Annotated in this window: 22 protein-coding genes; 9 read left to right on the plus strand and 13 right to left on the minus strand. The window is 72.5% G+C overall.

Annotated elements, in window-relative coordinates:
- Positions 1–53 precede the first annotated feature (53 nt).
- From J8403_RS36310 to J8403_RS36365, 12 genes are all read right to left on the minus strand, one after another.
- A complete protein-coding gene (locus J8403_RS36310) occupies positions 54–1,016 on the minus strand; it encodes an LLM class flavin-dependent oxidoreductase (RefSeq protein WP_211126867.1) in 963 nt (320 codons plus the stop codon).
- A 2-nt stretch (positions 1,017–1,018) separates the two neighbouring features.
- The gene (locus J8403_RS36315; RefSeq protein ID WP_211126868.1) at positions 1,019–1,276 is read right to left on the minus strand and encodes a phosphopantetheine-binding protein; all 258 of its coding nucleotides are present in this window, start codon (positions 1,274–1,276) and stop codon (positions 1,019–1,021) included.
- 46 nt (positions 1,277–1,322) lie between these two features.
- Positions 1,323–2,327, minus strand: a complete 1,005-nt coding sequence (locus J8403_RS36320) for an aldose epimerase family protein (RefSeq protein WP_211126869.1) — start codon at positions 2,325–2,327, stop codon at positions 1,323–1,325.
- Positions 2,327–2,893: an N-acetyltransferase gene (locus J8403_RS36325; protein ID WP_211126870.1), complete on the minus strand. Its 567-nt coding sequence runs from the start codon at positions 2,891–2,893 to the stop codon at positions 2,327–2,329. The genes J8403_RS36320 and J8403_RS36325 overlap by 1 nt, the downstream gene beginning before the upstream one ends.
- 3 nt (positions 2,894–2,896) lie before the next feature.
- The gene (locus J8403_RS36330; protein ID WP_246586159.1) at positions 2,897–4,498 is read right to left on the minus strand and encodes an aldehyde dehydrogenase family protein; all 1,602 of its coding nucleotides are present in this window, start codon (positions 4,496–4,498) and stop codon (positions 2,897–2,899) included.
- Positions 4,495–6,198, minus strand: coding sequence for a class I adenylate-forming enzyme family protein (locus J8403_RS36335; RefSeq protein WP_211126871.1), 1,704 nt, complete (start codon positions 6,196–6,198; stop codon positions 4,495–4,497). The genes J8403_RS36330 and J8403_RS36335 overlap by 4 nt, the downstream gene beginning before the upstream one ends.
- A 3-nt stretch (positions 6,199–6,201) precedes the next feature.
- Positions 6,202–6,909 carry a cupin domain-containing protein gene (locus J8403_RS36340; protein WP_161562243.1) on the minus strand — a complete coding sequence of 236 codons (708 nt, stop codon included), beginning with the start codon at positions 6,907–6,909 and terminating at the stop codon, positions 6,202–6,204.
- Entirely contained in the window at positions 6,906–8,078 is a 1,173-nt protein-coding gene (locus J8403_RS36345; RefSeq protein WP_211126872.1) for an SIS domain-containing protein, read from the minus strand. Before J8403_RS36345 ends, J8403_RS36340 begins: the two co-directional genes overlap by 4 nt.
- Positions 8,075–8,881 (minus strand): BtpA/SgcQ family protein, encoded by an 807-nt coding sequence (locus J8403_RS36350; RefSeq protein WP_246586160.1) that lies wholly within the window; start codon positions 8,879–8,881, stop codon positions 8,075–8,077. The genes J8403_RS36345 and J8403_RS36350 overlap by 4 nt, the downstream gene beginning before the upstream one ends.
- 3 nt (positions 8,882–8,884) lie before the next feature.
- The gene (locus J8403_RS36355) at positions 8,885–10,354 is read right to left on the minus strand and encodes a pyridoxal phosphate-dependent aminotransferase (protein WP_246586161.1); all 1,470 of its coding nucleotides are present in this window, start codon (positions 10,352–10,354) and stop codon (positions 8,885–8,887) included.
- Between the two features lie 155 nt (positions 10,355–10,509).
- On the minus strand, positions 10,510–11,427 hold the full coding sequence (locus J8403_RS36360) for a TauD/TfdA family dioxygenase (protein WP_211126874.1): 918 nt from the start codon (positions 11,425–11,427) through the stop codon (positions 10,510–10,512).
- Between the two features lie 19 nt (positions 11,428–11,446).
- Positions 11,447–12,676: an MFS transporter gene (locus tag J8403_RS36365; protein WP_246586162.1), complete on the minus strand. Its 1,230-nt coding sequence runs from the start codon at positions 12,674–12,676 to the stop codon at positions 11,447–11,449.
- 374 nt (positions 12,677–13,050) lie between these two features.
- Here J8403_RS36365 and J8403_RS36370 point away from each other — a divergent pair, with 374 nt between their 5' ends.
- The 7 genes from J8403_RS36370 (at position 13,051) to J8403_RS36400 (ending at position 18,519) form a co-directional block, all read left to right on the plus strand.
- Positions 13,051–13,440: an NUDIX domain-containing protein gene (locus J8403_RS36370; RefSeq protein WP_246586163.1), complete on the plus strand. Its 390-nt coding sequence runs from the start codon at positions 13,051–13,053 to the stop codon at positions 13,438–13,440.
- A 163-nt stretch (positions 13,441–13,603) separates the two neighbouring features.
- Positions 13,604–14,683 carry a helix-turn-helix transcriptional regulator gene (locus J8403_RS36375; protein WP_246586164.1) on the plus strand — a complete coding sequence of 360 codons (1,080 nt, stop codon included), beginning with the start codon at positions 13,604–13,606 and terminating at the stop codon, positions 14,681–14,683.
- A gap of 428 nt (positions 14,684–15,111) precedes the next feature.
- Positions 15,112–15,603, plus strand: a complete 492-nt coding sequence (locus J8403_RS36380) for a hypothetical protein (RefSeq protein WP_211126876.1) — start codon at positions 15,112–15,114, stop codon at positions 15,601–15,603.
- Positions 15,604–15,826: 223 nt separating this feature from the next.
- Complete coding sequence (locus J8403_RS36385; protein ID WP_211126877.1) at positions 15,827–16,060, plus strand: hypothetical protein; 234 nt, start codon at positions 15,827–15,829, stop codon at positions 16,058–16,060.
- A gap of 67 nt (positions 16,061–16,127) precedes the next feature.
- Entirely contained in the window at positions 16,128–16,454 is a 327-nt protein-coding gene (locus tag J8403_RS36390) for a response regulator transcription factor (protein ID WP_246586165.1), read from the plus strand.
- 6 nt (positions 16,455–16,460) lie between these two features.
- Positions 16,461–18,068: an AfsR/SARP family transcriptional regulator gene (locus J8403_RS36395; protein WP_211126879.1), complete on the plus strand. Its 1,608-nt coding sequence runs from the start codon at positions 16,461–16,463 to the stop codon at positions 18,066–18,068.
- 106 nt (positions 18,069–18,174) lie between these two features.
- Complete coding sequence (locus tag J8403_RS36400) at positions 18,175–18,519, plus strand: alpha/beta fold hydrolase (protein WP_211126880.1); 345 nt, start codon at positions 18,175–18,177, stop codon at positions 18,517–18,519.
- Between the two features lie 56 nt (positions 18,520–18,575).
- On the opposite strand, the gene J8403_RS36405 is transcribed toward J8403_RS36400, so the two are convergent.
- Positions 18,576–19,142: a CGNR zinc finger domain-containing protein gene (locus J8403_RS36405; protein WP_211126881.1), complete on the minus strand. Its 567-nt coding sequence runs from the start codon at positions 19,140–19,142 to the stop codon at positions 18,576–18,578.
- A 247-nt stretch (positions 19,143–19,389) separates the two neighbouring features.
- Here J8403_RS36405 and J8403_RS36410 point away from each other — a divergent pair, with 247 nt between their 5' ends.
- Both J8403_RS36410 and J8403_RS36415 read left to right on the plus strand, forming a co-directional pair.
- Entirely contained in the window at positions 19,390–19,737 is a 348-nt protein-coding gene (locus J8403_RS36410; protein ID WP_211126882.1) for an SLAC1 family transporter, read from the plus strand.
- Between the two features lie 136 nt (positions 19,738–19,873).
- A complete protein-coding gene (locus tag J8403_RS36415; RefSeq protein ID WP_211126883.1) occupies positions 19,874–20,356 on the plus strand; it encodes a molybdopterin-dependent oxidoreductase in 483 nt (160 codons plus the stop codon).
- The last annotated feature ends 37 nt before the right edge of the window (positions 20,357–20,393 follow it).

The raw sequence follows: 20,393 nt of genomic DNA on the forward strand, positions 1-20,393 counted from the left end.
TGAGCCTCCGTGGGCCGCGGTGTGAGGGAAGGTGGTCGGTGGCGGCCGGCCGTTCAGCCGGCCGGGTGGGCGCGCAGCGCCGGGGCGACATGCCGGGCGAAGAGTTCGAGGGTCTGCCAGTCGACCGGCGGCCGGGCGCCGAGCAGGAAGTCGCGTACGCCCAGGTCCAGATAGGGCCGCAGCCGCTCCACACACTGCTCGGGCGTGCCGAAGACCAGATACTCCGGCCACACCGGCGAATCGGGGCCCACCCGTTCCAGCAGCCGCTCCTTGCGCTCCAGCGCCTGCCGTTCGTCCTCGGCGAGGATCGCCCGGAAGGTCACCGACTGGCGGATGGTCCCGGGGTCGCGGCCCACGACGGCGGCGTGTTCGGCCAGTTTCCCGAGCTTGTGGCGGTAGCTGTCCGGGGTGCGGGCGAGGGTGTTCCAGATGTCGGCGTGTTCCGCGACGATCCGCAGCATCCGCCGCTCGCCCTCGCCACCGATCACCAGCGGCAGCCGCCGCTGGAGGGGGCGTGGCCGCAGATGGGCGTCCTCGAGGCGGAAGTGTTGTCCGGCGAACGTCGCGGGGCCGCCGGTCCACAGCGCCCGCATCACGCGGCAGGCCTCGTCCAGCATGTCCAGCCGGGTCCCGGCGCTCGGAAAGGGGATGCCGTACTGGCCGTAGGCCAGATCCGCACCGGCCGCGCCCAGCCCGAACTCCAGCCGCCCGTCCGAGACATGGTCGATGGTGGCCGCGGCAGCGGCGGCCAGCGCCGGGTGCCGCCAGGTCACCGCCGAGACGAGCACGGCGCAGCGGATCCGGCTGGTGTGCGCCGCGAGCGCCGAGAGCAGCGACAGGCCCTCGAAGCACGGGCCCGCCGGGCCGCCCATGGGCGGGCGGAAGTGGTCGAAGAGGGACACCCAGTCGTAGCCGAGCTCCTCCGCCGTCCGCCACAGTTTCAGCGCCTCGGCGAAGGTCGTGTACTGCTGGCCCGAGTGGACACCGACCCGGACCGCGTCTCCATGGATCCGCATGGTCAGCCGGCCTGCGGTCCGCACAGCGTGCGGACGGTGTCGGTGAGGGTGCGGATGGTGCGGAACACCTCGGGGGTGACGGCGTCGTCGGGGAACCGGAAGGTGAAGGTCTCCTCCAGGTCCACGACCAGGCCCGCCACCCCCAGCGAGCTCACACCGAGGGCGGACAGCTCGGCGTCCGGGTCCAGGGCGGTGGCCGGTGGCGGCGCCTCCGCGCGGCGCCGCACGGCCTCCGCCACGGAAACCATGAGTGGGTCCATGAACGCGTATACCTCCTGTGGATCGGGCCCGGTGGGCGGGTGCGGCTCAGTGGGCCGAGAAGTGATGAACGGTGCGATGGCGATAGGTCTCGCCGGGGTCGAGGCGCACCGGGGGATAGTCGTCGCGGTTGGGTGCGTCCGGCATGGGGCCGGTCTCCAGGCAGATGCCGGACCGCCGCCGCCCGGCGAAGCCGTCGGCCGAGTACACCCCCACCGCGGGCTGGTCGGTGACCACGCGCATGGTGCGCCCCGAGGCGGGGTCGTGCAGCCGCGCCGCCCAGTCCGGGTCGTCCAGGACGAAGCAGTTGTCCAGCCGCAGCTCGCCCACCGGCTTGGGCGCGCGGTGGTCCAGCGGGCTCCCGGTGATGTCCGCGGGCGGCCCGGGGAGGGGGATGAGCTGGTCGTCGAAGACCACCGCCCGGGTGGAGTTGAGCGCCAGCAGATGGCCGTCGATCCGTCCGGTGCCGGCCAGGTTCCAGTAGGCGTGGTTGGTGAACCCCACGATGGTGCTCGCGGTGGTCGTGGCCGTGTACGCGAAGGTCAACGTCCCGTCGGGGGAGACCTGGTAGAGCACTTCGGCGGACAGCGCGCCCGGGTAGCCCTGGTCGCCGTCCGGGCTGTCCAGGCGCAGCCGCAGCGACAGCACCTCGCCCGAGCGCTCCGCCTCGGCCGCCCACACATACCGGTCGAAGCCGAGGTCTCCGCCGTGGATGTGGTGGTCGCCGTCATTGCGGTCGAGGTGGTACTCGACGCCGTCGAGCCGGAACCGGCCGCCCGCCACACACCGGCAGTAACGGCCCACGGTGGAGCCGACATACGGATTGGCGGCGCGGTTCTCATAGCCGCCGAGGTCGGGCAGGCGCACCACCACATTGCCGGTGCGGCCCTCCCGGTCGGGGACCAGGACCTCCACGAGCTGCGCCCCGTAGGTCCACACCACCACGGCCAGGCCCGCGCCGGTGTCCAGGGTGTAGGCGTCCACCTCGGCCGGCCCCTGCCCGCGGTGGCCCACGGTGGTGCCGACGCTCTCCCGTCGTATCGTCGCCGCCATCAGCCCTCCCGGCCGGGGGCGGGGGCCGCCGCGCGGAGGGTCTTCTGCAGATGGGCGCGGCGGCTGCCGCCCGCGTCGCCGAGCGTGGGCCCGTACTGCCGGAACCCCAGGACGTCCAGCAGCGACCGGGTGTCCGTGAGGTCAGGGTTGGCCTCCGAGCGCAGTACGTCCGCACCGGCCCGCTCCGCCTCCTCGATGGCGTGGCGCAGACATCGCAGCCCCACCAGCGACCCGTTGTCGAGCCACTCGGGCGCCACGGCCAGCCGGGAGAGGTGAATCGGCCGCTCGGCGCGGGGAAACACGCCCTCGTCCACGGTGAACGGCGGATCCCAGGTCAGGGTGAACATCCCGGCGGGGTGTGCGCCGTGGCGCAGCAGACGCACCGCGCCGGACCGCACCCGGTGTTCGGTGGTCTCGGGGCGGCGCCGGGGGGCCGGGGTGCCGGAGGCGGCCGCCTGGTGGGCGTCGCACGCGCACAGCAGCGCGTGTGCCTCCCGCGGGTCCTGGCTCACCTCCCATCGCCACGTGGCCGCCGTCCGCTCGGCCGGGAACCGGGTCTCCGCCATCGCTCAGCCCCTGCCCACGCGTACGGTCACGGTCTTGGGGCGCTGGTACTCGGTGAGCGCCAGCACGCTCATGTCCGTGCCGTGGCCCGAGCCACCACGTCCGCCGTGTGGCAGTTCCGCGGTCTGTTCCAGGCAGCAGTTGACCCACACCTCCCCGGCGTTCAGCCCTTGGGCCAGCTCCAGGACGGTGTCCGTACAAGTGCCCCAGACGCTCGCGGCGAGGGCCTGCGGCACCGAGTTGGCCAGGGCCAGGGCCTCGGCGTGGTCGTCCGCCGCCTGCACCGTGAGCACCGGCGCGAACACCTCCTCCAGCACCGCCGGATCGTCCGGCGGCAGGTCGGCGAGGATGCGGCCGGGCCGCCAGTGGCCGCCCTCCTCGCCCGGGGGCGGCGCGAGCGGGGCGATGTGCTCGACGGCCGCCGCGCTCTGCCCGATGATCCGGTCGTAACGGGCCGCCTGGTCCGCGTTGTTGAGCGGGCCGAAGTGGACACCGGCGCGCCGGTCGGCCATCGCCTTGGCCAGCCCCTCGACGGTCTCCAGGTAGTTCTCCCGGAGGGTGATGACGCGGGCGGGGGCGGCGCAGCTCTGCCCGGCGTTGTAGGTGGCGGCCCGCACCAGCGCCTCGAAGGTGTCCGGCGGAGCGTCCGGCAGCACCAGCGCCGGGCAGTTGCCGCCGAGCTCCAGGCTGACGCGGCGCAGTCCGGCACGGGTGACGATGTCGCGGCCGCCCGCCTCGCTGCCGGTGAACGCCACCGCGTCGACGTCGCTGTCCACCAGCAGACGGCCGGTGTCGCGGTCGCCCGGCACCGTCAGCAGGACACCGGGCCCCAGCGTCGCCGCCGCGTCCCGCGCCAGGAGCAGCGCGGTGTCCGGGGTGGTCAGCGCGGGCTTGAGGACCACCGTGTTCCCGGTGGCCAGCGCGGGCCCGATGCGCCACGCGGCCATCATCAACGGGTAGTTCCAGGGCACGATCACCCCGATGACACCCAGCGGCTCCCAGCGCACCCAGCTCTCCCGGCCGGGCAGATGGTGCCCGCCCGCCGGAGCGACGTCGGCGCGCACCGCGCCCGCGTAGAAGCGCAGCAGATCGGCGCAGTTCTCGACCTCGCCCGCGGCCTCGGCGGCCGGCTTGCCGGTGCCCGCCCGCTCGGCCGCCACGTACTCGGCGGACCGCTCCTCGATCAGGTCGGCGAGGCGGAGCAGCCGGCGCGCCCGGACGCGGGGCGTGAGCGCGGCCCAGGCGGGCGCGGCGGCGCGGGACTCGGCCACCGCGGCCGCCACCTCCGGCTCACCGCCCAGTGCGATCCGCCGCCGCTCCGCTCCGGTGCGGGGGTCGGTCAGCACCGTCTCGGCGACCGCGGGGCCCAGCTTGCCCGCCACGAACGCGGCGATGCGCTCGACGGTGCGGAAGCGATCCTGGGACAGGTCGGCGGCCGTCACACCGATGCCGAATTCCTTCTCCATCGCCATGAACAGATTCATGAAGCCGATGGAGTCGAGCAGACCGGACTCGATCAGATCGGCCCCGGGTGGCGGCGGCTCGATCTGGAGGACCGTACACAGCAGGTCCGTGACGCGGGATGTCATCCCGGTGGGGGTGTTCATGGGGTACTCCTGGGGCTGGGCGGGGGGAATGCGGGGGCCGGGTGCGGGTGGCCGTCCGTGGCGCCGTCCCGCGCCGTGGCGGCCAGCCGGTCGGCCAGCTCGCGGCGGAGGACCTTGCCGGTCCGGGTCCTCGGGATGGCGTCGAACGGCACCACACGGCGGGGCAGCACCGCGGGCCGGAACGCCGCGGCCAGTGCGGGCAGCACATCGGGAGGGCCGTCGGCGCCGGGGGCCGGCACCACCGCCGCCACGATCTCCTCGCCCAGGAAGCGGTGCGCAAGCGCGACACACGCGGCGTCCCGCACCTGGGGCACGGCGCGCAGCACCCGGTCCATCTCGTCCAGGGAGACGGTCTCGCCGCCGACCTTGGCGATGTTCTTGCGGCGCCCGGTGACGACGACGAAGGGTTCGGCGCGATCCGGGTCGGTGACCTCCATCCCCAGGTCCTGGGTGTGGAACCAGCCGCCCGCGAACGCCTCGCCGGTCGCGGCCGGGTTGGCCTCGTAGCGGGACATCACATTGTGGCCGCGCACACAGATCTCTCCCACCTGTCCGGGGGCCGCCCGCTCGCCCTCCGGGGTCAGCACCGCCACCTCGTTGCCGAACAGGGCCGTGCCGATCGACGGGATGTCGGTGTCGAGCATCAGCCGCCGGTAGGTGTCCTCGGACAGATCGGCCGGCATCGTGGTGGAGAAGTTCACCGTCTCGGTCAGCCCGTAGCCCTGGAGCACCCGGGCACCGAACCGGTCCCACACCGCCCGCGCGGTGCGCGTGGTCAGCGGCGCGGCCGCCGAGACGAAGTACCCGAAGTCGTCCGGGAGCCGGGGCGAGCGCCACGTTTCCAGCAGCGCCTCCAGCACACTGGGGACGACGCTGGCGATCCGCGGCCGGAACCGCTGGAGCAGCCGGGGGTAGCGCAGCGGATCGAAGCCGTCCGCGAGCAGCACATGGGCCCCGGCCGCCAGCACGCCGAGGACGGTGAAGTGCAGACCGTTGACATGGTGGACGGGAAGGCAGCCGAGCAGCCGGTCACCGGGGCGCAGCCGGTGGTGGCGGCCGAGCGCCTCCGCGTTCACGGCGGCGTTGTAGTGGGACTGGGCGACCAGTTTGGAGGCCGCGGTGGATCCGGAGGTGGCGAAGAACAGGGCGTCCTGGTCCGGGTCGATCTCCGGGCCGCCGAGGTCGTCCCGCGGCCCCTCCAGGGTCCGCGGATCGGGCAGGACGACCGCCTCCGGCAGCGCCCCGGCGGGCACCGAGGGCGGCCGCAGCACCACCTGCGCCCGCACCGCCTCGGTCTGCTGCCGTCGCCGGTCCGCGGGGTCCTGCGGGCCGAGCAGCAGCAGCGGGCAGCCCGACCGCAGCACCGCGAGGACGGCCACGATCGAGGCCGGGTCGTTGACCGGGGCCAGGGCCACGGTCCGCCCGGCCGCCACCCGGAGCTCGGTGCGCAGCCATCGGGCCAGGCGCCGGCTGAGCAGATCGGCCTCGCCGTAGCTGAGCGTGGTGAGCTCACCGTCGTCCGCCACGGTCGTCAGGAAGGGGGCCCCGCCCCGGGTCCTGGCGTGGTGTGCGAGCCAGGACACCGGGGTGGGGTGCGGCGTCAGCCGGTCCCCGATGGGGATGCCGCGGTAGGTGTGGGCCATCGCGGCGTCGGTGGCCGCGGCGGTGGACACCTCGTCGGCGCTGGTTGGCGAGGCCATCGCTCACCCGAACCGGTGGGGGGAGTGGGTGCAGCCCTTCGCCGCGAGCTCCTCGCCGCTGGTCGCCCGGATGTCGCAGATCCGGCAGGTGATCTCCCCGAACTCGCTCAACAGCGCCGCATACGCGGTGAGTTCCTGCCGGTCCAGGCTGTCGAGGCGGCGGTGCGGCGCGCCCACGGACAGGATCATGTGGTCGCTGACCGCGCCCACCGCGTGGGTGATGGCCCCCTGGACCATGTACACCTGCCCGGGACGGGTCTGCACGATCTCCCCGGCCACCGCGATCGTCCCGGTGCCCGCGAGCACGAACAGCAGATGGTCGCCGGGGTGGGTGTGGGGCGCGAAACCACTGCCCGCCGGGACATGGAGGATGTCGGCTCCCACATGACCGCTGGACACCAGGGAGTGGCCGGTGGCGTCGGCGGTCTTCGTCACCTTCGTCGGGCCGGGCTCGACGGTGATGCCGAGCTGCTGCGTGGTGCCGTCCAGACCGAGGTCCTCGGCCCAGTCGCAGATCAGCAGGGGGCCGGGCGGTGTCCCGGGCGCCTCCGGGCGCTCCTCGGCGGGCAGTTCGTCGGCCTTGGCACGGCCGAACACCGAGAGCAGTTCGAGCGATTTCGCCCTGCGCTCCGCGGGGTCGAGGTCGTGCAACTCCTCCGTCAGAAGGGAGATGATCTGCTGGGTGGACAGGTCGTCCGTAGTCCGGGTCACGGTGTCTCTCCGCGGTCTTGGGGGGTGGTCGGGATCGGACGGGGCAGGTCGGCCAGGAACGGCGCCCGTCCCAGGAGTTGGGCGAGATGGCAGGAAAGAGGGGCGGCGAACACGTGGTAGAGGAGGGGCGAGAACTCCTCCCGGACGTGTCCGGTCACCGGCAGCGCGGACCGGCCGTGCCGGGCGATCGCGGTGTCGTCCCCGGGCGCGACGGTGATGACACGCCGCCCGAGCGCCGCCGCCTTCGCGGCCACCTCCGCGGCGTGCCGGTACGAGCGCCCCGGCGCGGCCACCACGATCACGGGCGCCTCGGGCGGGCGGGCGAACCGCTCGACATGGCACCACTCCTCCAGGTCCTGCCCGGTGGCGAAGACGCCGGAGGTCTCGATCACCTTGGCGGCCGCGAAGAGCGCGGTGCCGTGGGAGGGGCCGCTGCCGAGCACGCCGAGCACGGCCGCGTCGGCGATGCGCTCGGCGGTCTCACGGCACCGGGTCCGGGCGGTCTCGGCGGTCGCCCCGACCGGTCCGGCCAGCGCGGTCAGTTCACCCCGCAGCGCGTCCGCCTCCGGTCCGCTGAGGCGCCCGCGCAGCTCGCCCAGCCGGATGGCGATCAGCAGCAGGCCCAGCAGGCTGGCCTGGTAGGTGCGCACGCCCGGCGACCGCTCGGTGTCCGGCAGGGTGACCAGGAGCGCGCCGTCGGCCGCCCGTGCCACCGGACTGTCGGGCGTCGCGGTGACCGCGATGGCATGCGCCCCGCCCGCACGGGCCAGCTCGGCCGACCGCACGACGAGCGGTGTGCGGCCGGAGGCGGAGACGGTGAGCGTCAGTTCCGTACGGGGCGGGCGGCCGCCGGACCCGGGGTGGTCGTACTCCACGAAGCGCAGCGCGTTCACCGGGCGGCAGTCCACCCCGGCCAGCGAGGCGAAGGCCATCCGCACGGCGCACGCCGCGTGGTAGGAGTCGCCGTCGCCCACGATGCTGACGGTGTCCACCGCCGCCCACCGCGCGGGCAGCAGGGTGCGCACCTGCTCGTCGAAGGGCCCGGTCCGCTCGCGGAGGTCCGCGGCGAGGGCGTCGACCTGGCGCAGCATCACCCGCGGGTCCAGAGGTGGCGGTGGTGCCTGGATTCCGGCGCCGGCCGGTGTGTTCGGTTCGCTGCGGCCGCTCACCGCTCCAGCCTCCGTACGATGTCGACGTACTCCGCCACCCGGTCGCGGTCGATCTCGCCGCCCCAGCCGTCGCGCTCCAGGCAGGTGCCGACGAACGCCCCGTCCGCCGCGGCCATCAGCCGTGCCGCGTTCTCGTGGCGGGTGTGCCCGGCCAGGATCACGGGCAGGCCGGGGGCGGCCTCGCGGACGGACGCGATCATGCCCAGCGCGGTGTCCTCGTCCGGGTGGCACAGCGACACCGCGTCGGCCCCGACGGCCCGCGCCGCCCGCGCCACCTCGGCCGTGGTCTTCTGCCCGTCGGACCACCGGAAGTGCATCGAGTCGATCTCGGCGATGATCCTGATGTGTTCGGCGCCGATCCGGCGGCGGTACTCCATCACCCGCAGCGGATCGGCCCGCACCATGCCGTGTGCGGTGAGGGTCTGCCCCACCAGGGCGCCGGCGCGGATGTAGCCGCCGCCCGCGACCTTCGCCACCGCCAGGGACGCCGTGAGGGCGTTGCGCATCAGCTGTACGCCGATGTGGAACCGCTCATCGGTCGCCTCGGCCACCGCGCGTGTGATCAGGCCCATCGCCACCGTGCGGGCCGGGTCGGACTCCTCGTCCACGGTGTAGACCCGGTCCACCGTCTGGATCAGGCAGCCGTCCGCCCCGCCCTCGTACAGCGCCCGCGCGGACCGGACCGCGGTGTCGAGCGTGCGGCCGAAGGAACCGTCCTCGTGAAAGGGGGTACCGGGCAGCGGTGACAGATGCACCATGCCGAGGACCAGTTTGCGGCCGCCCGCGGTCAACCATCCGTCCATGGCTCAGCCCCCGTATCCCGGCGCGGCGTGCGAGCGCAGCCGGTCGAAGGCGGCGGACAGCTCGTCCCAGGGCCGCGCCGTGGTGACCCTGACGACACCGCCGGAGAGGCAGAAGGTGAGGATTCCGGGGAACACCGAGACGCCGGTCTCCCGCAGGACGTCGCGGAAACATCGGTAGGAGTCGTCCCAACCGGGCAGCTCCACGGCGGTGTTGATGGAAAAGCGCGGCGGAAGCACCCGGCCGGGGATCTCCGACAGCCGTACGGTGGCCGCGTCCCGCAGCACGGTCAGATCCTCGCTCCGGCGCAGCCGCTCGGCGCGGTAGCCGCGGTAGGCGTTCCGCAGTCGTGCCAGGTCGATGTCGTAGGAGGACTCGAACTCCTTGGCCTCGGCCGGCCCCGGCGTCTCGACCCCGGTGATGAGCCACCGCTCCAGGCGGGCGAGCACCTCGATGGTCGTGTAGAAGAACGAGGGCGGGCCGCCGAAGGAGGACGACGCGTACTCGTAGTACTCGTCGATGAACGCCGGGTCGGCGAGGAACCACCCTGCCTTCAGCCCCGGCGCCGACCAGGTCTTGGACAGGCTGGACACCCGCACCACCTGCGGCGCGGCGCGGTCAGCGGAGCGCTTCCCGTAGTCCCCGAGCCACTCATGGCACTCGTCCAGCACGATGACCGTGGAGGGGGAGGCGGCCCGGATCAGCCGGATGAGATCGGCCTCGGCCACGGCGGCGCCGGTCGGATTGCCCACCGTCTGCAGCATCACCATCGGGGTGTCCGGGGTGAGGGCGTCGATCAGCGGTTCGAGGGACGTCTGGCCGTCCTGGGAGACCAGGGGCACCAGCTGGACGTCGTGCCGGCGGGCAATCGTCTCGACCAGGGGCGGGTAGTTGGGGATCGCGCACAGCGCCGGTGAGGGCGAGCGCGGGCCGCCGTGCAGCACGAAGTCCGCGAGCGTGCTGATGGCGAAGGTGCCGCCCATGGTGATGGCCACGTTCTCGGTGCCGTAGCGCGCCCCCTGGATGCGGGCGTTCTCGTACGCGGCGATCGCCTCGCGGGCCGGGACACGCCCGCGCGAGTCGGAGTAGCCGTACCAGTCCCGGTCCAGGGCGTAGCGGATGCACTCCTTCAGGCTCTGCGGCAGTCCCCACCGCTCCTCGTCGATCGACCCGCTGGAGAGGATGTAGCGGGCGTTGTCCCGCAGCTCGCCGTAGAGGTCGTCACGGAAGAACCAGTTGAAGAGCTCCTTGACGAACCGCACGGTGGCGCGGGAGGAGAGCACCTCCTCGGGCGCGACGTCCCGGCGCGGCCTGCTGGACCGCCAGGTCTCGGCGAGCGCCGGGCGCAGGGCGTTGCCGCCGAGCTCGTGCTCGACCCGCCCCAGCCACAGGTTCCGCAGCTCCAGGGGGTCGTGGGGGTCGCGGGCCCGGGCGTAGACCTCCAGGACACGATGGTCGACGCCAGGTGAGAACACGTCGCGGATGCCACCGGGATGCGGTGGACGCGCCGCGGTCTCACACGCGTCCGGCGGGGCGTGACACGGACGCGGAGACGGTACGGATTCGAAGAGTTTCATGCGTTTCCCCGAGTGGGCCGCCCCTGTGGGCGAGCGTGAACGGATGGCATGGGCTACACGACGCGCAGGCGCTTGAGATGCCGGAGCCGGGCCTCGGGCGTGGCCGAACCGCTGGTTCTCCCGTGGAAGAAGTAGGTGTTGTCGATGACGACGAGAAGCCCGCGCCGCCACTGGAGCCCTTGCGCGTGCTCGGGCGCGTACATCGCCGCCAAAAGCTCGCGGAACGCGTCGCCCACGGCTGTGGCGTCCTCCTCCGGCCCCTCGTAGGACCACTGGAGCTCATCGGCGAGGAAGTCGCGCAGCGAGAACACCCAGCGGTCCCCGACCCGCCGGGCGATCGTGGGAACACCGGGGCGGTCGCGGTACCGGGTCCGGGACAGCACGGCCAGGGTCTCCGGTGCCAGCCGGCGCGCCACCTCCCGCATCGGCACCAGCACCGTCCTGGCGCCCTGCGAGGCGTCCCCGGGGGCCAGACACATCAGCACGATGTAGCGCGGCTGCCGCTCGACGGGGGCGCCGCTGCTCTCGGTGTGCAGCGAGAGGTAGTTGACGGCGAAGGGCTGCAGGGCCACGTCGTCGGTGCGGGCGTGCTCACTGCGCAGATTGAGGATCACCTCCTCCTCCACATACGGCGCGACCGCCGGGTCCCGCTCCGGCATGGCGGTGCCCAGGAACGCGCCGAGCGCGGTGAACCGGTCGTTGGGCAGCGGCTCATCGAGCTGGATCGCGGCCAGGCCACGGCTCCACAACTGCTCGGACACCTCCTCGTGGAGGGCATCGGACGGGCCGGACGTCAGGTCCGGCCGGGGCCGGCCGGTGACATCGGCCGGCGGGGTGCCGTTTCCCAGCAGCCGCTCGCGCAGGGGGACATGCGGATCGGCCGCGTCCGCCAGAAAGACGCCGTGGGCGGGCCCGTCCCCGGCGTTCGGCACCGGCGGTCGGACGGGAGAGAGGGACGTTCGTTGTTCCATCGCAGTGCTCCTTGGGGGGTCAGCCGCTGTGCGCCGGCTGTGGGGCGCGGGTGCGCTCGGCCCAGCTGACGACCGGCTTCATGGCCAGGCCCGCGAGGACGAACAGGCCGCCGAGCAGCAGCCAGCCGAGGGCACCGCCGCGGAGGACGGTGGCGGTGAGAAAGGTGGGGGCGATCATGACGGAGGCCGCGTATCCGGAGAAGAAGAACCCCTGGTACTGCCCCTGCTTGTCCGGTGGCGCGAGGTCGAACCCGATGACCCAGGCCCCGGCCGACAGCACCATCTCCCCGTACACATGCACGGCGCCGGCCAGCAGCAGGAGGACCACGGCCATGACCACACCGTCCGCCGCCGACGCCGCGAACAGCGCGCAGGCGGCGCACAGGACGAAACCGGCCTGCCGGACGGCCCGTACCGCGAGCGGAATCTCCGTCACCCGCTTGGCGATCCGCACCTGGAACGCCACCACGTTCGCCGTGTTGAGCAGGAAGAGGGCCGTCACCATCCAGCGCGGGGCGTCCGTGTGCCCGGCGATCCACAGCGGCACCACGATCTCCAGCAGCACCGCATGCAGGGACAGCACCGCGCTCAAGGCCGTCACCAGGGCGAAGGGCCGGTCGCGCAGCACGGCGAGCCGGGGCTGCCCGGGGCCGTCCGCCGCCGTGGCCACCGGCGCCACCTTCGGCAGCGCGGTCAGCACGGCCGCGGCCACGAGGAAGGACAGCGCGTCCAGCACCAGGACGGTACGGAACGCGGCCGGGGTGTCCAGCTGCAGCGCGATGCCCGCGAAGCCGGCGCCCACCGCCACACCCACATTGGTGATCGCCCGCAGATGGGCCCGGGTCTCCACCAGGTCCTCGCCCCGCAGGGTGCTCGCGATGGCCGTCTGGAGTGCCGCCCGGCCGCCTCGCTCCATCACCACGAACAGACAGGCGGCCAGGGTGAATTGGGCGAAGGAGCCCACGACGAGATAGCCGGCGGCCGCCACTCCGTTGAGGGCGATCAGCAGTGCCGCCGTTTCGCGTCCTCCGCGGCGGTCGGCGATATGTCCCAGCGGAACTCCGGCGAACAGCCCCACCGCTCCGGCGATGGTCAGCCCCAGCCCCAATTGGGCCACGGAAATGCCGACCACAGTCGTGAAATAAAGCGCCGAACACGTCATGAAGGCGCCGTGCCCCATGGTGATGAAGAGAGTCGCCAAGGCCAGAACGCGTCCCGGCCCCGAAGCGGGGAGAAGTCGATTCAGCACGCCGACAACTGTAGGGATCGGGCGGAATTCGCAGGGAACTGCGAACGCCCGGGGCCCGGTTGGGGAAATGACCGCTCAATGACCGGAGCTTTCCCGGGAGGTCGGTCCCTCCGGACGCGGTGGCTCCGGGCGCGGCGGGCCGGGTCCCGGGCATCCCCGCCGGTATGGAGCCCCGCTTGTTGTATCTTGCCTGCTGCCGTACGCCGAGGAAGCGGAGGGGGAGGCTCATGGGTTACACGCGCGGACGCCGCGTCACACACTGTCCCTACTGCGGTACCGCTTGCGCCGAGGGTGCCGGATGGCCACGGGACTGCGCCGGCTGCGGTGAGACCCAATGGCGCAACCCGCTGCCCGCCGCGGTGGTCCTCCAGCCCGTGGCAACGTTGTCCGGCCGGCTCGGAGTGGTCGTGGTGCGCCGCGCGATCGAGCCCGCCATGGGCCAACTGGCGCTGCCCGGCGGCTATGTGGAGGTCGGCGAGACCTGGCAGCAGGGCGCCGTACGGGAACTGCGGGAGGAAACCGGCCTGGCCGCCGATCCGGAGTGGGTCCGCCTCTTCGATGTGCACTCCACCCGGGACACCCTCGAGGTCTTCGCCCTGCTTCCGGTGCGCGACGCCGACACCCTGCCCGAGCCCGCGCCGATGCCCGAGACGGCCGGATGGCAGGTCCTCGACACGCCGGTCACGCTGGCCTTCGACGGCCATACGACGGCCGTGGCCGCCCTCCTGGGCGCGGCCCTGCCCAGCGGTACGGGGCCCCGGTGAACCCCACCGCGGCGATGGCCGTCTGTCTCTCCGAAGCCCTTCTGACAGGACCAGTGGTAGAAGAGAAAAGAAACAAAATGCTGCTGAGACACCGGCCGTCCGATGTTGGATTCCCGTCCGATTGCCCGTCGTTACGACTCGTCGACGGACGAGGGGAGAGCCCGTGAACCCGCCCCTCCAGCCCACCGCTTGCGACTCCTCGTATGTGAGTGATGCCGAAGCCGAGCTCTATTCCTGCATCCTGAGATTCCAGCAGGTGACCCGAGAATTCCTTGGCACCTTATCCGAGCTGGAAATGCCCGAGGAAGAGCTCGACGCGGGGCTCCGCCGGCTGACGGAACTGGGCCTGCTGCGCTCCCACTCCACGGACCCGGCGCTCCTGGTGCCCGTCGACCCCGACCTGGCCGCCGCCGCGCTCGCCGCCCCGATCCAGGAGTCCCTGCAGGAGCGGCGGCGCCAACTGGACCGGATCAGCGTCGAGTTCGGACGGCTGCGGGCACACTTCCTCGAAGGTCGGCGCTTCGACACCGGCAGCATCGAGGTGATCGGGCATCTGGACGAGGTCCGCGCCGCCTTGAACCGGGCCTCCAACGAGTGCCAGGAAGAGGTGCTGAGCAGCCAGCCGGGCGGCGGGCGGGCACCGGAGGTCTTGGAGGAGGCGATCAGCCGTGACACGGCGCTGCTCGCCCGGGGGGTGCGCATGCGTACGCTCTACAACCACACGGCCCGGTTCAACGCGCCGAGTCAGGCCTACGTGGCCGTCATGTCCGGCCTGGGCGCCGAATACCGGACCGTCCACGATCCGTTCGGCCGGCTGATCGTCTTCGACCGGGACCTGGCCTTCGTGCCCGACCGGGAGGGGAGCCTGGGGGCGGTGATGGTGCGCGAGCCGTCCCTCGTCCGCTATCTCTGCTCGGTCTTCGAGAACGCGTGGGCCCATGCCCGGCCCTTCTCGGACGCCGCCGCCGACGGCCTCGAATCCGTGGCGAAGGAGCTGGACGGAACGATTCTCCGCCTGCTGGCGGCAGGCTACAAGGACGAAGCGATCGGCCGCAGGCTGGGGATGTCGCTGCGCACCACGCGCAAGCACGTCGCCGACATCATGGACACTCTCGGCGCGGTGAGCCGGTTCCAGGCCGGAGTCCTCGCCGCCCGCGCCGGTCTGCTGGACCACGACGAGAGCGAAGACGGGCGCGACGACCGGAGCGAACGCGAGGCCGGTGTGCGGGAGGCCGCCGGGTAGTCGGCGCGGTCTGCCATCAGCGAGTCAACGGGGGTGCGAGGCCGCGACGGCGGATACCGTCGCGGCCTCAGGTGTTTCCGCGGGGCCCGGTTTCGGCGGGGCCCGGTTTCGGCGGGACCCGTTTCGGCGGGACCCGGTTTCGGCGGAGTCCGTTTCCGTGGGGCCCGTTTCGGCGGGGTGTGTGTCACGTCGGCGCGGGACCGTCGAAAAGGGACTGGCATACCGCACCACCGGCGGGCGAGGATGGGCATCGCCTGCGCGGGGGGTTCCGCAGACACGGACTTCGGGCGGCCCGGACGGGCCGTTCCACGTCGTCAGCTGCCCATGCCTGCCGTGCGATCGGTGCTCGATCGCCTCGGAGAGCGCTTGTGTCGCCCGCTGCCGGTGGCGGTCACGAGATGCGACCTTTCGAGAGCGAAGGGCAAGGGTTGTCCGATACCAACTGGGAACTCTTCCTCCGTGACATGGCGCTGTGCCTCTCGACGTACCAGGACAGGGGCCCCGCGGTGGTGTGGCCCGAGCGCGCTCACACCGTCCTCCCGGGTATTTACGCCACGTACGGCGGGGAACCGGCGGACAGGGAGTGGCGGCCCGCGCCCCCCGGCACCGGCGCGCACAGGCTCGCCGCCGATCTGGGCCATGTCATGGGCTACCCCGTCGAGGCGTACGAACGGCTGCTTCCCGCCGGGGCGGCGCTCCCCCTCGGGCATGTCGGCGCCGATGTCCTGCTCTTCCCGCTCCGTGGCGGAGTGCGCTGCCGCGTCGAGAACGACGGCCGTACGGACCACCGGAGCGCGATGGTCGAACTACGGCTGCGCGCAGGGGAGATGTGCTACGTCCCCGCACGCCACTCGTGCACGCTCTCCGAAGCCGTCGCCCCGTGCGAACTGCTCCTGCTGGTGCTCCACGCCACGCCATGACCACCCGCCCAGGCGCGGGCGGTCAGGTGCCGCGGATGGCCACGCAAGGCGAAACCGGACATCCGAAGAGTCCCGTTACGCCCCCTATGCTCCCCCCTCGTTTTGTTGCCCGACACCTTGGTGAGCGGCGGAACGCGTGGTGCGCGGGCCGGGTCCCCGTCATGATCGATCCATCCAGCCCAGGGCCGAATTCCGCACCGGATCTCTTCAACCGGAGGCCATAATGCGCACGTTGTTCCTCACCGCCGTCATGACCGCGATCGCCGCACCGGCCCTCTCGCTCTTCGTGGGCGCGGCCGCGCAGTCGGCGCACGACCGTGCCGGAACCGGCACACGGGGCCTGCACTCGCTCGCCGTCGCCGGGGCGACCCTGGCGGTGGGGAGCGGCTCCGACGCGCCCGAGGACGACGACACCGGCTGGGGCTTTTACGGCAGGGCTCTGCCGACGAACCGATGATGGGGCGGTGCCGTATCGCATGTCCGGCTTACGGGGCCATGGGGTGAGACGGCCCGACGAACGCGCGGTGGGCTCGTCCGAAGCCACAGCCGCCTCCGGCGCCGCCGAGCGCGCCGGACGGCCCGACCGCCCACCGCTGGAACTGCTCAGCGACCGCGAACGCGAGGTTCTGGACCGCGTCCTGGAGGGGCACACCTACCCCTCCGTGGCGCGTGCTCTGGGCCTCAGTCCGCACACCGTCGACACGTATATGCGACGCATCCGGGCCAAGACGGGGGCCACCCATCGCATGCAACTGCTGCGGCTGGCGATGGCCGACGCCCTGGAGACGGGCTCGGGGGACACGGGGGACACGGGGGACACACGGGGACACGCACATCCAGACAGAAGGTGAGGTTCCGTGGACTTCCACTTGCTCGGCCCCCTTGAGGTGCTCGATGACGGGGCACCGGTGCCGCTCGGCGGAGTCATCAAACGAGGGGCGCTCGCCCATCTGCTCATCCACGCCAACAGCGTGGTGGCCACGAGCAGGCTGCTGGCCGCCCTGTGGCCCGGCGACACCCCGCTCACCGCCCGGAAGATGCTGCAGAACGCGGTCCGGGACCTGCGCCGGACACTGTCCTGCGCACCCGGCTCCGAAGGCCGGGCGGTGCTGGTGACCGACGCCCCCGGGTACCGGCTGCGGGTGGATCCCGACGCCGTCGATCTGCTCCGCTTCCGGCGGGCGGTGGAGCGCGGCCACGCCGAAGTGGCCGCCGGCTCCTACGAGTCGGCCGCGCGGGTGCTGCGGGAGGCCCTGGGGCTGTGGCGCGGACCCGCGCTCGCGGACCTCGTCGAGGACGGCCTCGTCTGGCCGGAGCTGGCCGCGTGGGAGAACAGCCGGCTCAACGCGCTGGAAGACCTCTTCGAGGCCGAGCTGGCGTGCGGCCGTCACCATGCGGTCCTCGGGGAGCTGCAGGCGGTGGCCGCCGCCGAGCCGACGCGCGAGCGCCTGAGCTGTCAGCTCATGCTGGCCCTCTACCGCTGTGGCCGGCAGACCGAAGCGCTTGCCGCCTACCGCCACCGCCGCGTCGAGCTGGTCGAGCGGTACGGCCTCGAGCCCACCCGCGAGATGCAGAGGCTGGAGCGGGCGATCCTCGCCCACGCCCCGGAGCTCGACCCTCCGTCCCCGCCCTCGCTGGTCGATGTGACGCCCCTTCCGAGGGCCGACGTCCCCAGGGTCGACGTCCCCAGGACCGACGTCCCCAGGGCCGACGTCCCCCGGGCCGACGTCCCCAGGACCGACACGGCGCGGGAGGCCCCGGCCCAGAGCAGGGCGGGGCTCACCGCGGTGGGCGGGCGGGCCACCCGGCCACGGCGGCTGAACGAGTCCACGGTGGAACACAAGCGGATCAGCCTCGTATGGGTGCGCCACGCCCTGGAGGGCCACGGCCACGATCCGTCGAGCGTCCAGGAGGCGCTGCGGGAGGCCGAACGGGTCGTCCGCGAGGAGGCCGCACGGTTCGGCGGGACCATGGCCCATGCGGCCGGACCGGTCCTCTCGGCGCTCTTCGGCCACCCCGAGACGAGTGAGGACGACGCCGCTCGGGCGGTACGGGCCGCGTTCGCGATGCGCGACCGTTTCGCCGGCCGCGGCGCCGGACCCGCGCCCATGGGCCCCGGCCCCGCGTGTCTCCATGTCGCCGTGGTCACCGGAGACGCCTATCTGCTGTTCCGGCCGGGGGAGCCGGACACCGCCCCGAGGGTGATGGGGGAGGCGGCGGACCGGTGTTTCCGGATGCTGGCGCTCGCCCCGCAGGGGCAGGTGCGGGTGTGCGAGGTCACCCGCCGCGCGAGCGAACCGGACATCGCCTACCGCGTCGGTCCGGAACCCCCCGATGGGTGGGAGGCCGTTCAGGTGCGCGGACAACGGCATGCCACGGAGGGCCGCCGTACGGCCGGACCCCTGGACTGGACGGCCCGGCCGGCTCCGGAACCCGAGGAGGTCGCGGCCCACGCCGTGTTGTGACACCAGGGGCGCGGTGACGGTGGTGGCGAGAGCCTCGCCCGGTCGGGGCGGGCTATGTGCATGGTCTATCGAGAATAGACAATTACATCATCGGTCCAAGGGCGTCGTGGCCGTCGCCATTGACTCCATCGAGGGCTACGGGCTGCCGGAGGTGGTCCGCGAGGACTACCTCGCCTCCTATGTGGGCGAGCGGTTCGCCGACCAGATGCCGCACGTCCGGGTGTATCCCACCGAGCTGCCGGTCCTGAGCGGCCTGCTGTCGGGCATTCAGACGCCGGTGCGGGTCATCGCCGGGCGCAAGGACATCGTGGTGCTGGTGGCGAACGCCGAGTACCTGCACGAGCGGCTGCCGAACAGCAGGCTCGACATCATCGATGTGGGCCACTTCGTCTGGGAGGAAGGCGCGGAGGAGTACGCCACGGCGGTCACCGGCTGGTGGCAGGCGAACTGATCTGTCCCGGCTGACTGACCTTCTCCGTAAGGAGGTTGGCGAGACCCGGCCCGGAATCAGCTTCCGTGCCGGGTCTTCTTCCGGGCGCGGTACGCGGCCACGTTGCTCTTGTTGCCGCAGGCCTCGTACGAGTGCCAGCGCTGGGTGCGGCTGCGCGTGGTGTCGTAGAACACGTGGCTGCAGAGCTCGTTGGCGCAGATGCGGAGACGGGGCCAGGTGCCGTCGGAGACGAGTTCCGCCACCGCGAGGGTGATGCCACCCACCACGGGGTCGCCGCCCACCTGCCGCAGCCGCACCGTCCCGGGCTCCGAGAAATCCTGCCGCAGCGTGACGGCGGACGCCCGCTCGGCGAGCTGTGCCCAGCCGGGTCCCGCCCCGGCGCTGTCCGGCGCGGACGCGATGTCCATCAGGGTCGTGCGCAGCCCGCGGATCTTGGCGATGCGCTGCGGTGATGGCGCCTCCGTCGCGGGCTGGCCGAACGGGCGCAGGACGGCGCCCGCCGTCTCCGGGGTCTGGAGTGTGTCCGGAAAACCGGGACCGTGCGGCCGGGAGTTGAGCAGGTCCACCATCGCCGCCGCGGTCGCGGGAATCCGCCGCGCTGAGTCCGATTCTTCTCTGGCCACCCAGCCATCGTAGCACATGGTCTATTGGTGAATGAGACTTACATCCCGGTGGTCATGCATGCTATAAGTAAGCATCTAAATTAAAACATCCATTACAAAATCATTTTCCGAGATCACACCTCGAGGACGTAACTCATGATCGCCAAGAACGGCTCGGACCTCCGGCCGGAGCGGGGCCAGGGCCCGCCGGCCCTGTCCGTCCCCGCCGCCTCGGCCGGACCCGCGCCGTCCGCGGCTCCCGACTCCCATGGCTCGCGGCGCGCGCATCAGCCTGCTGGCGATCTCGCTGGGCTCCGCGGGGCTGGGCGGAGCCTGGCAGGCGGCGACCAACGTCGCCTCGGCATGGATCCAGATCAGCGATGTGCTCTTCGTGGTCAGCGGACTGGTCTGGGTCGTGCTCCTGGCCGCATACGTGCGGCACGGCGGAGCCCGGTGGCGCAACCTGCGCGAGGATCTGCGCCACCCGGGCCGGGAGATCATCGTCTGGGCGCTGCTGGCGGTGGCGAGCGGTGGCTTCCTCCTCCTGGGTGTCGCGACGCTCGTCCGCGGTGGCCGGCACTGGCGCCTGCGGCCCGGGAGCCCGAACCTCGGGTGAGTCGGAGACGTGCCGCAGATGCGAGGGAAATGGCTCTCTTCACCTCGCATCTTCTTGATCTCCAATCGTCCAGCATGGCAGATGCGTTTGCGCGGGACTGGGGGTCGGGTAACGGTCCTCCAGGAGGTGGTAGCCCGTGAGTGACTCCCTCGCCGCTGCCAGTACGGCCGCCGGTCCGGTGGCGGAGCTCGCCCTCACGGGTGATCTGAACCGCCCGGGCCGGCTGACGGTGTCCGAGCTGCTCTCCTGGCCCCAGCACCGGGCACAGGTCAGCTTCGACTGCGCCACCAGTGGCATCCAGCAGCACCGCTTCACCGGGCCGTTCCTGCACGACGTCCTGGTCTCCGCCGGTCCCGCCTTCGACCCCGCCCGGCGCAAGGACCGCCTGCGCTTCCTGATCGCCGTACGCGGCGCGGACGGCCATCGCACGCTGCTGTCCTGGGCCGAGATCGACCCGGACTTCGGCCGTGCCCCCGTCCTGCTCGCGGTCACCATCGACGGCACCCCGCTCGACCGCGCGGGCCCGCAGCTCGTCCTGCCCCAGGACCGCTGCGGCGCCCGGTACATCAGCGGCATCGAGGCGATCCGCGTGGACGGCGGATACACCGTCTGGACCTGACGGCGCTGCTCGGAGCCCGGCGGGCCGGGGCGTCCTC

The organism is Streptomyces yatensis, assembly GCF_018069625.1.
In the GTDB taxonomy this organism is placed as follows: Bacteria; Actinomycetota; Actinomycetes; order Streptomycetales; family Streptomycetaceae; genus Streptomyces; species Streptomyces yatensis.

Bases quoted from the DNA above. Each gene is read 5' to 3' on its own strand.
- J8403_RS36325 (WP_211126870.1), bottom strand. From the start codon at position 2,893: ATGGCGGAGACCCGGTTCCCGGCCGAGCGGACGGCGGCCACGTGGCGA.
- J8403_RS36330 (WP_246586159.1), bottom strand. From the start codon at position 4,498: ATGAACACCCCCACCGGGATGACATCCCGCGTCACGGACCTGCTGTGT.
- J8403_RS36360 (WP_211126874.1), bottom strand. From the start codon at position 11,427: ATGGAACAACGAACGTCCCTCTCTCCCGTCCGACCGCCGGTGCCGAAC.
- J8403_RS36320 (WP_211126869.1), bottom strand. From the start codon at position 2,327: ATGGCGGCGACGATACGACGGGAGAGCGTCGGCACCACCGTGGGCCAC.
- J8403_RS36315 (WP_211126868.1), bottom strand. From the start codon at position 1,276: ATGGACCCACTCATGGTTTCCGTGGCGGAGGCCGTGCGGCGCCGCGCG.
- J8403_RS36310 (WP_211126867.1), bottom strand. From the start codon at position 1,016: ATGCGGATCCATGGAGACGCGGTCCGGGTCGGTGTCCACTCGGGCCAG.
- J8403_RS36350 (WP_246586160.1), bottom strand. From the start codon at position 8,881: ATGGACGGATGGTTGACCGCGGGCGGCCGCAAACTGGTCCTCGGCATG.
- J8403_RS36385 (WP_211126877.1), top strand. From the start codon at position 15,827: ATGCGCACGTTGTTCCTCACCGCCGTCATGACCGCGATCGCCGCACCG.
- J8403_RS36335 (WP_211126871.1), bottom strand. From the start codon at position 6,198: ATGGCCTCGCCAACCAGCGCCGACGAGGTGTCCACCGCCGCGGCCACC.
- J8403_RS36410 (WP_211126882.1), top strand. From the start codon at position 19,390: ATGGCTCGCGGCGCGCGCATCAGCCTGCTGGCGATCTCGCTGGGCTCC.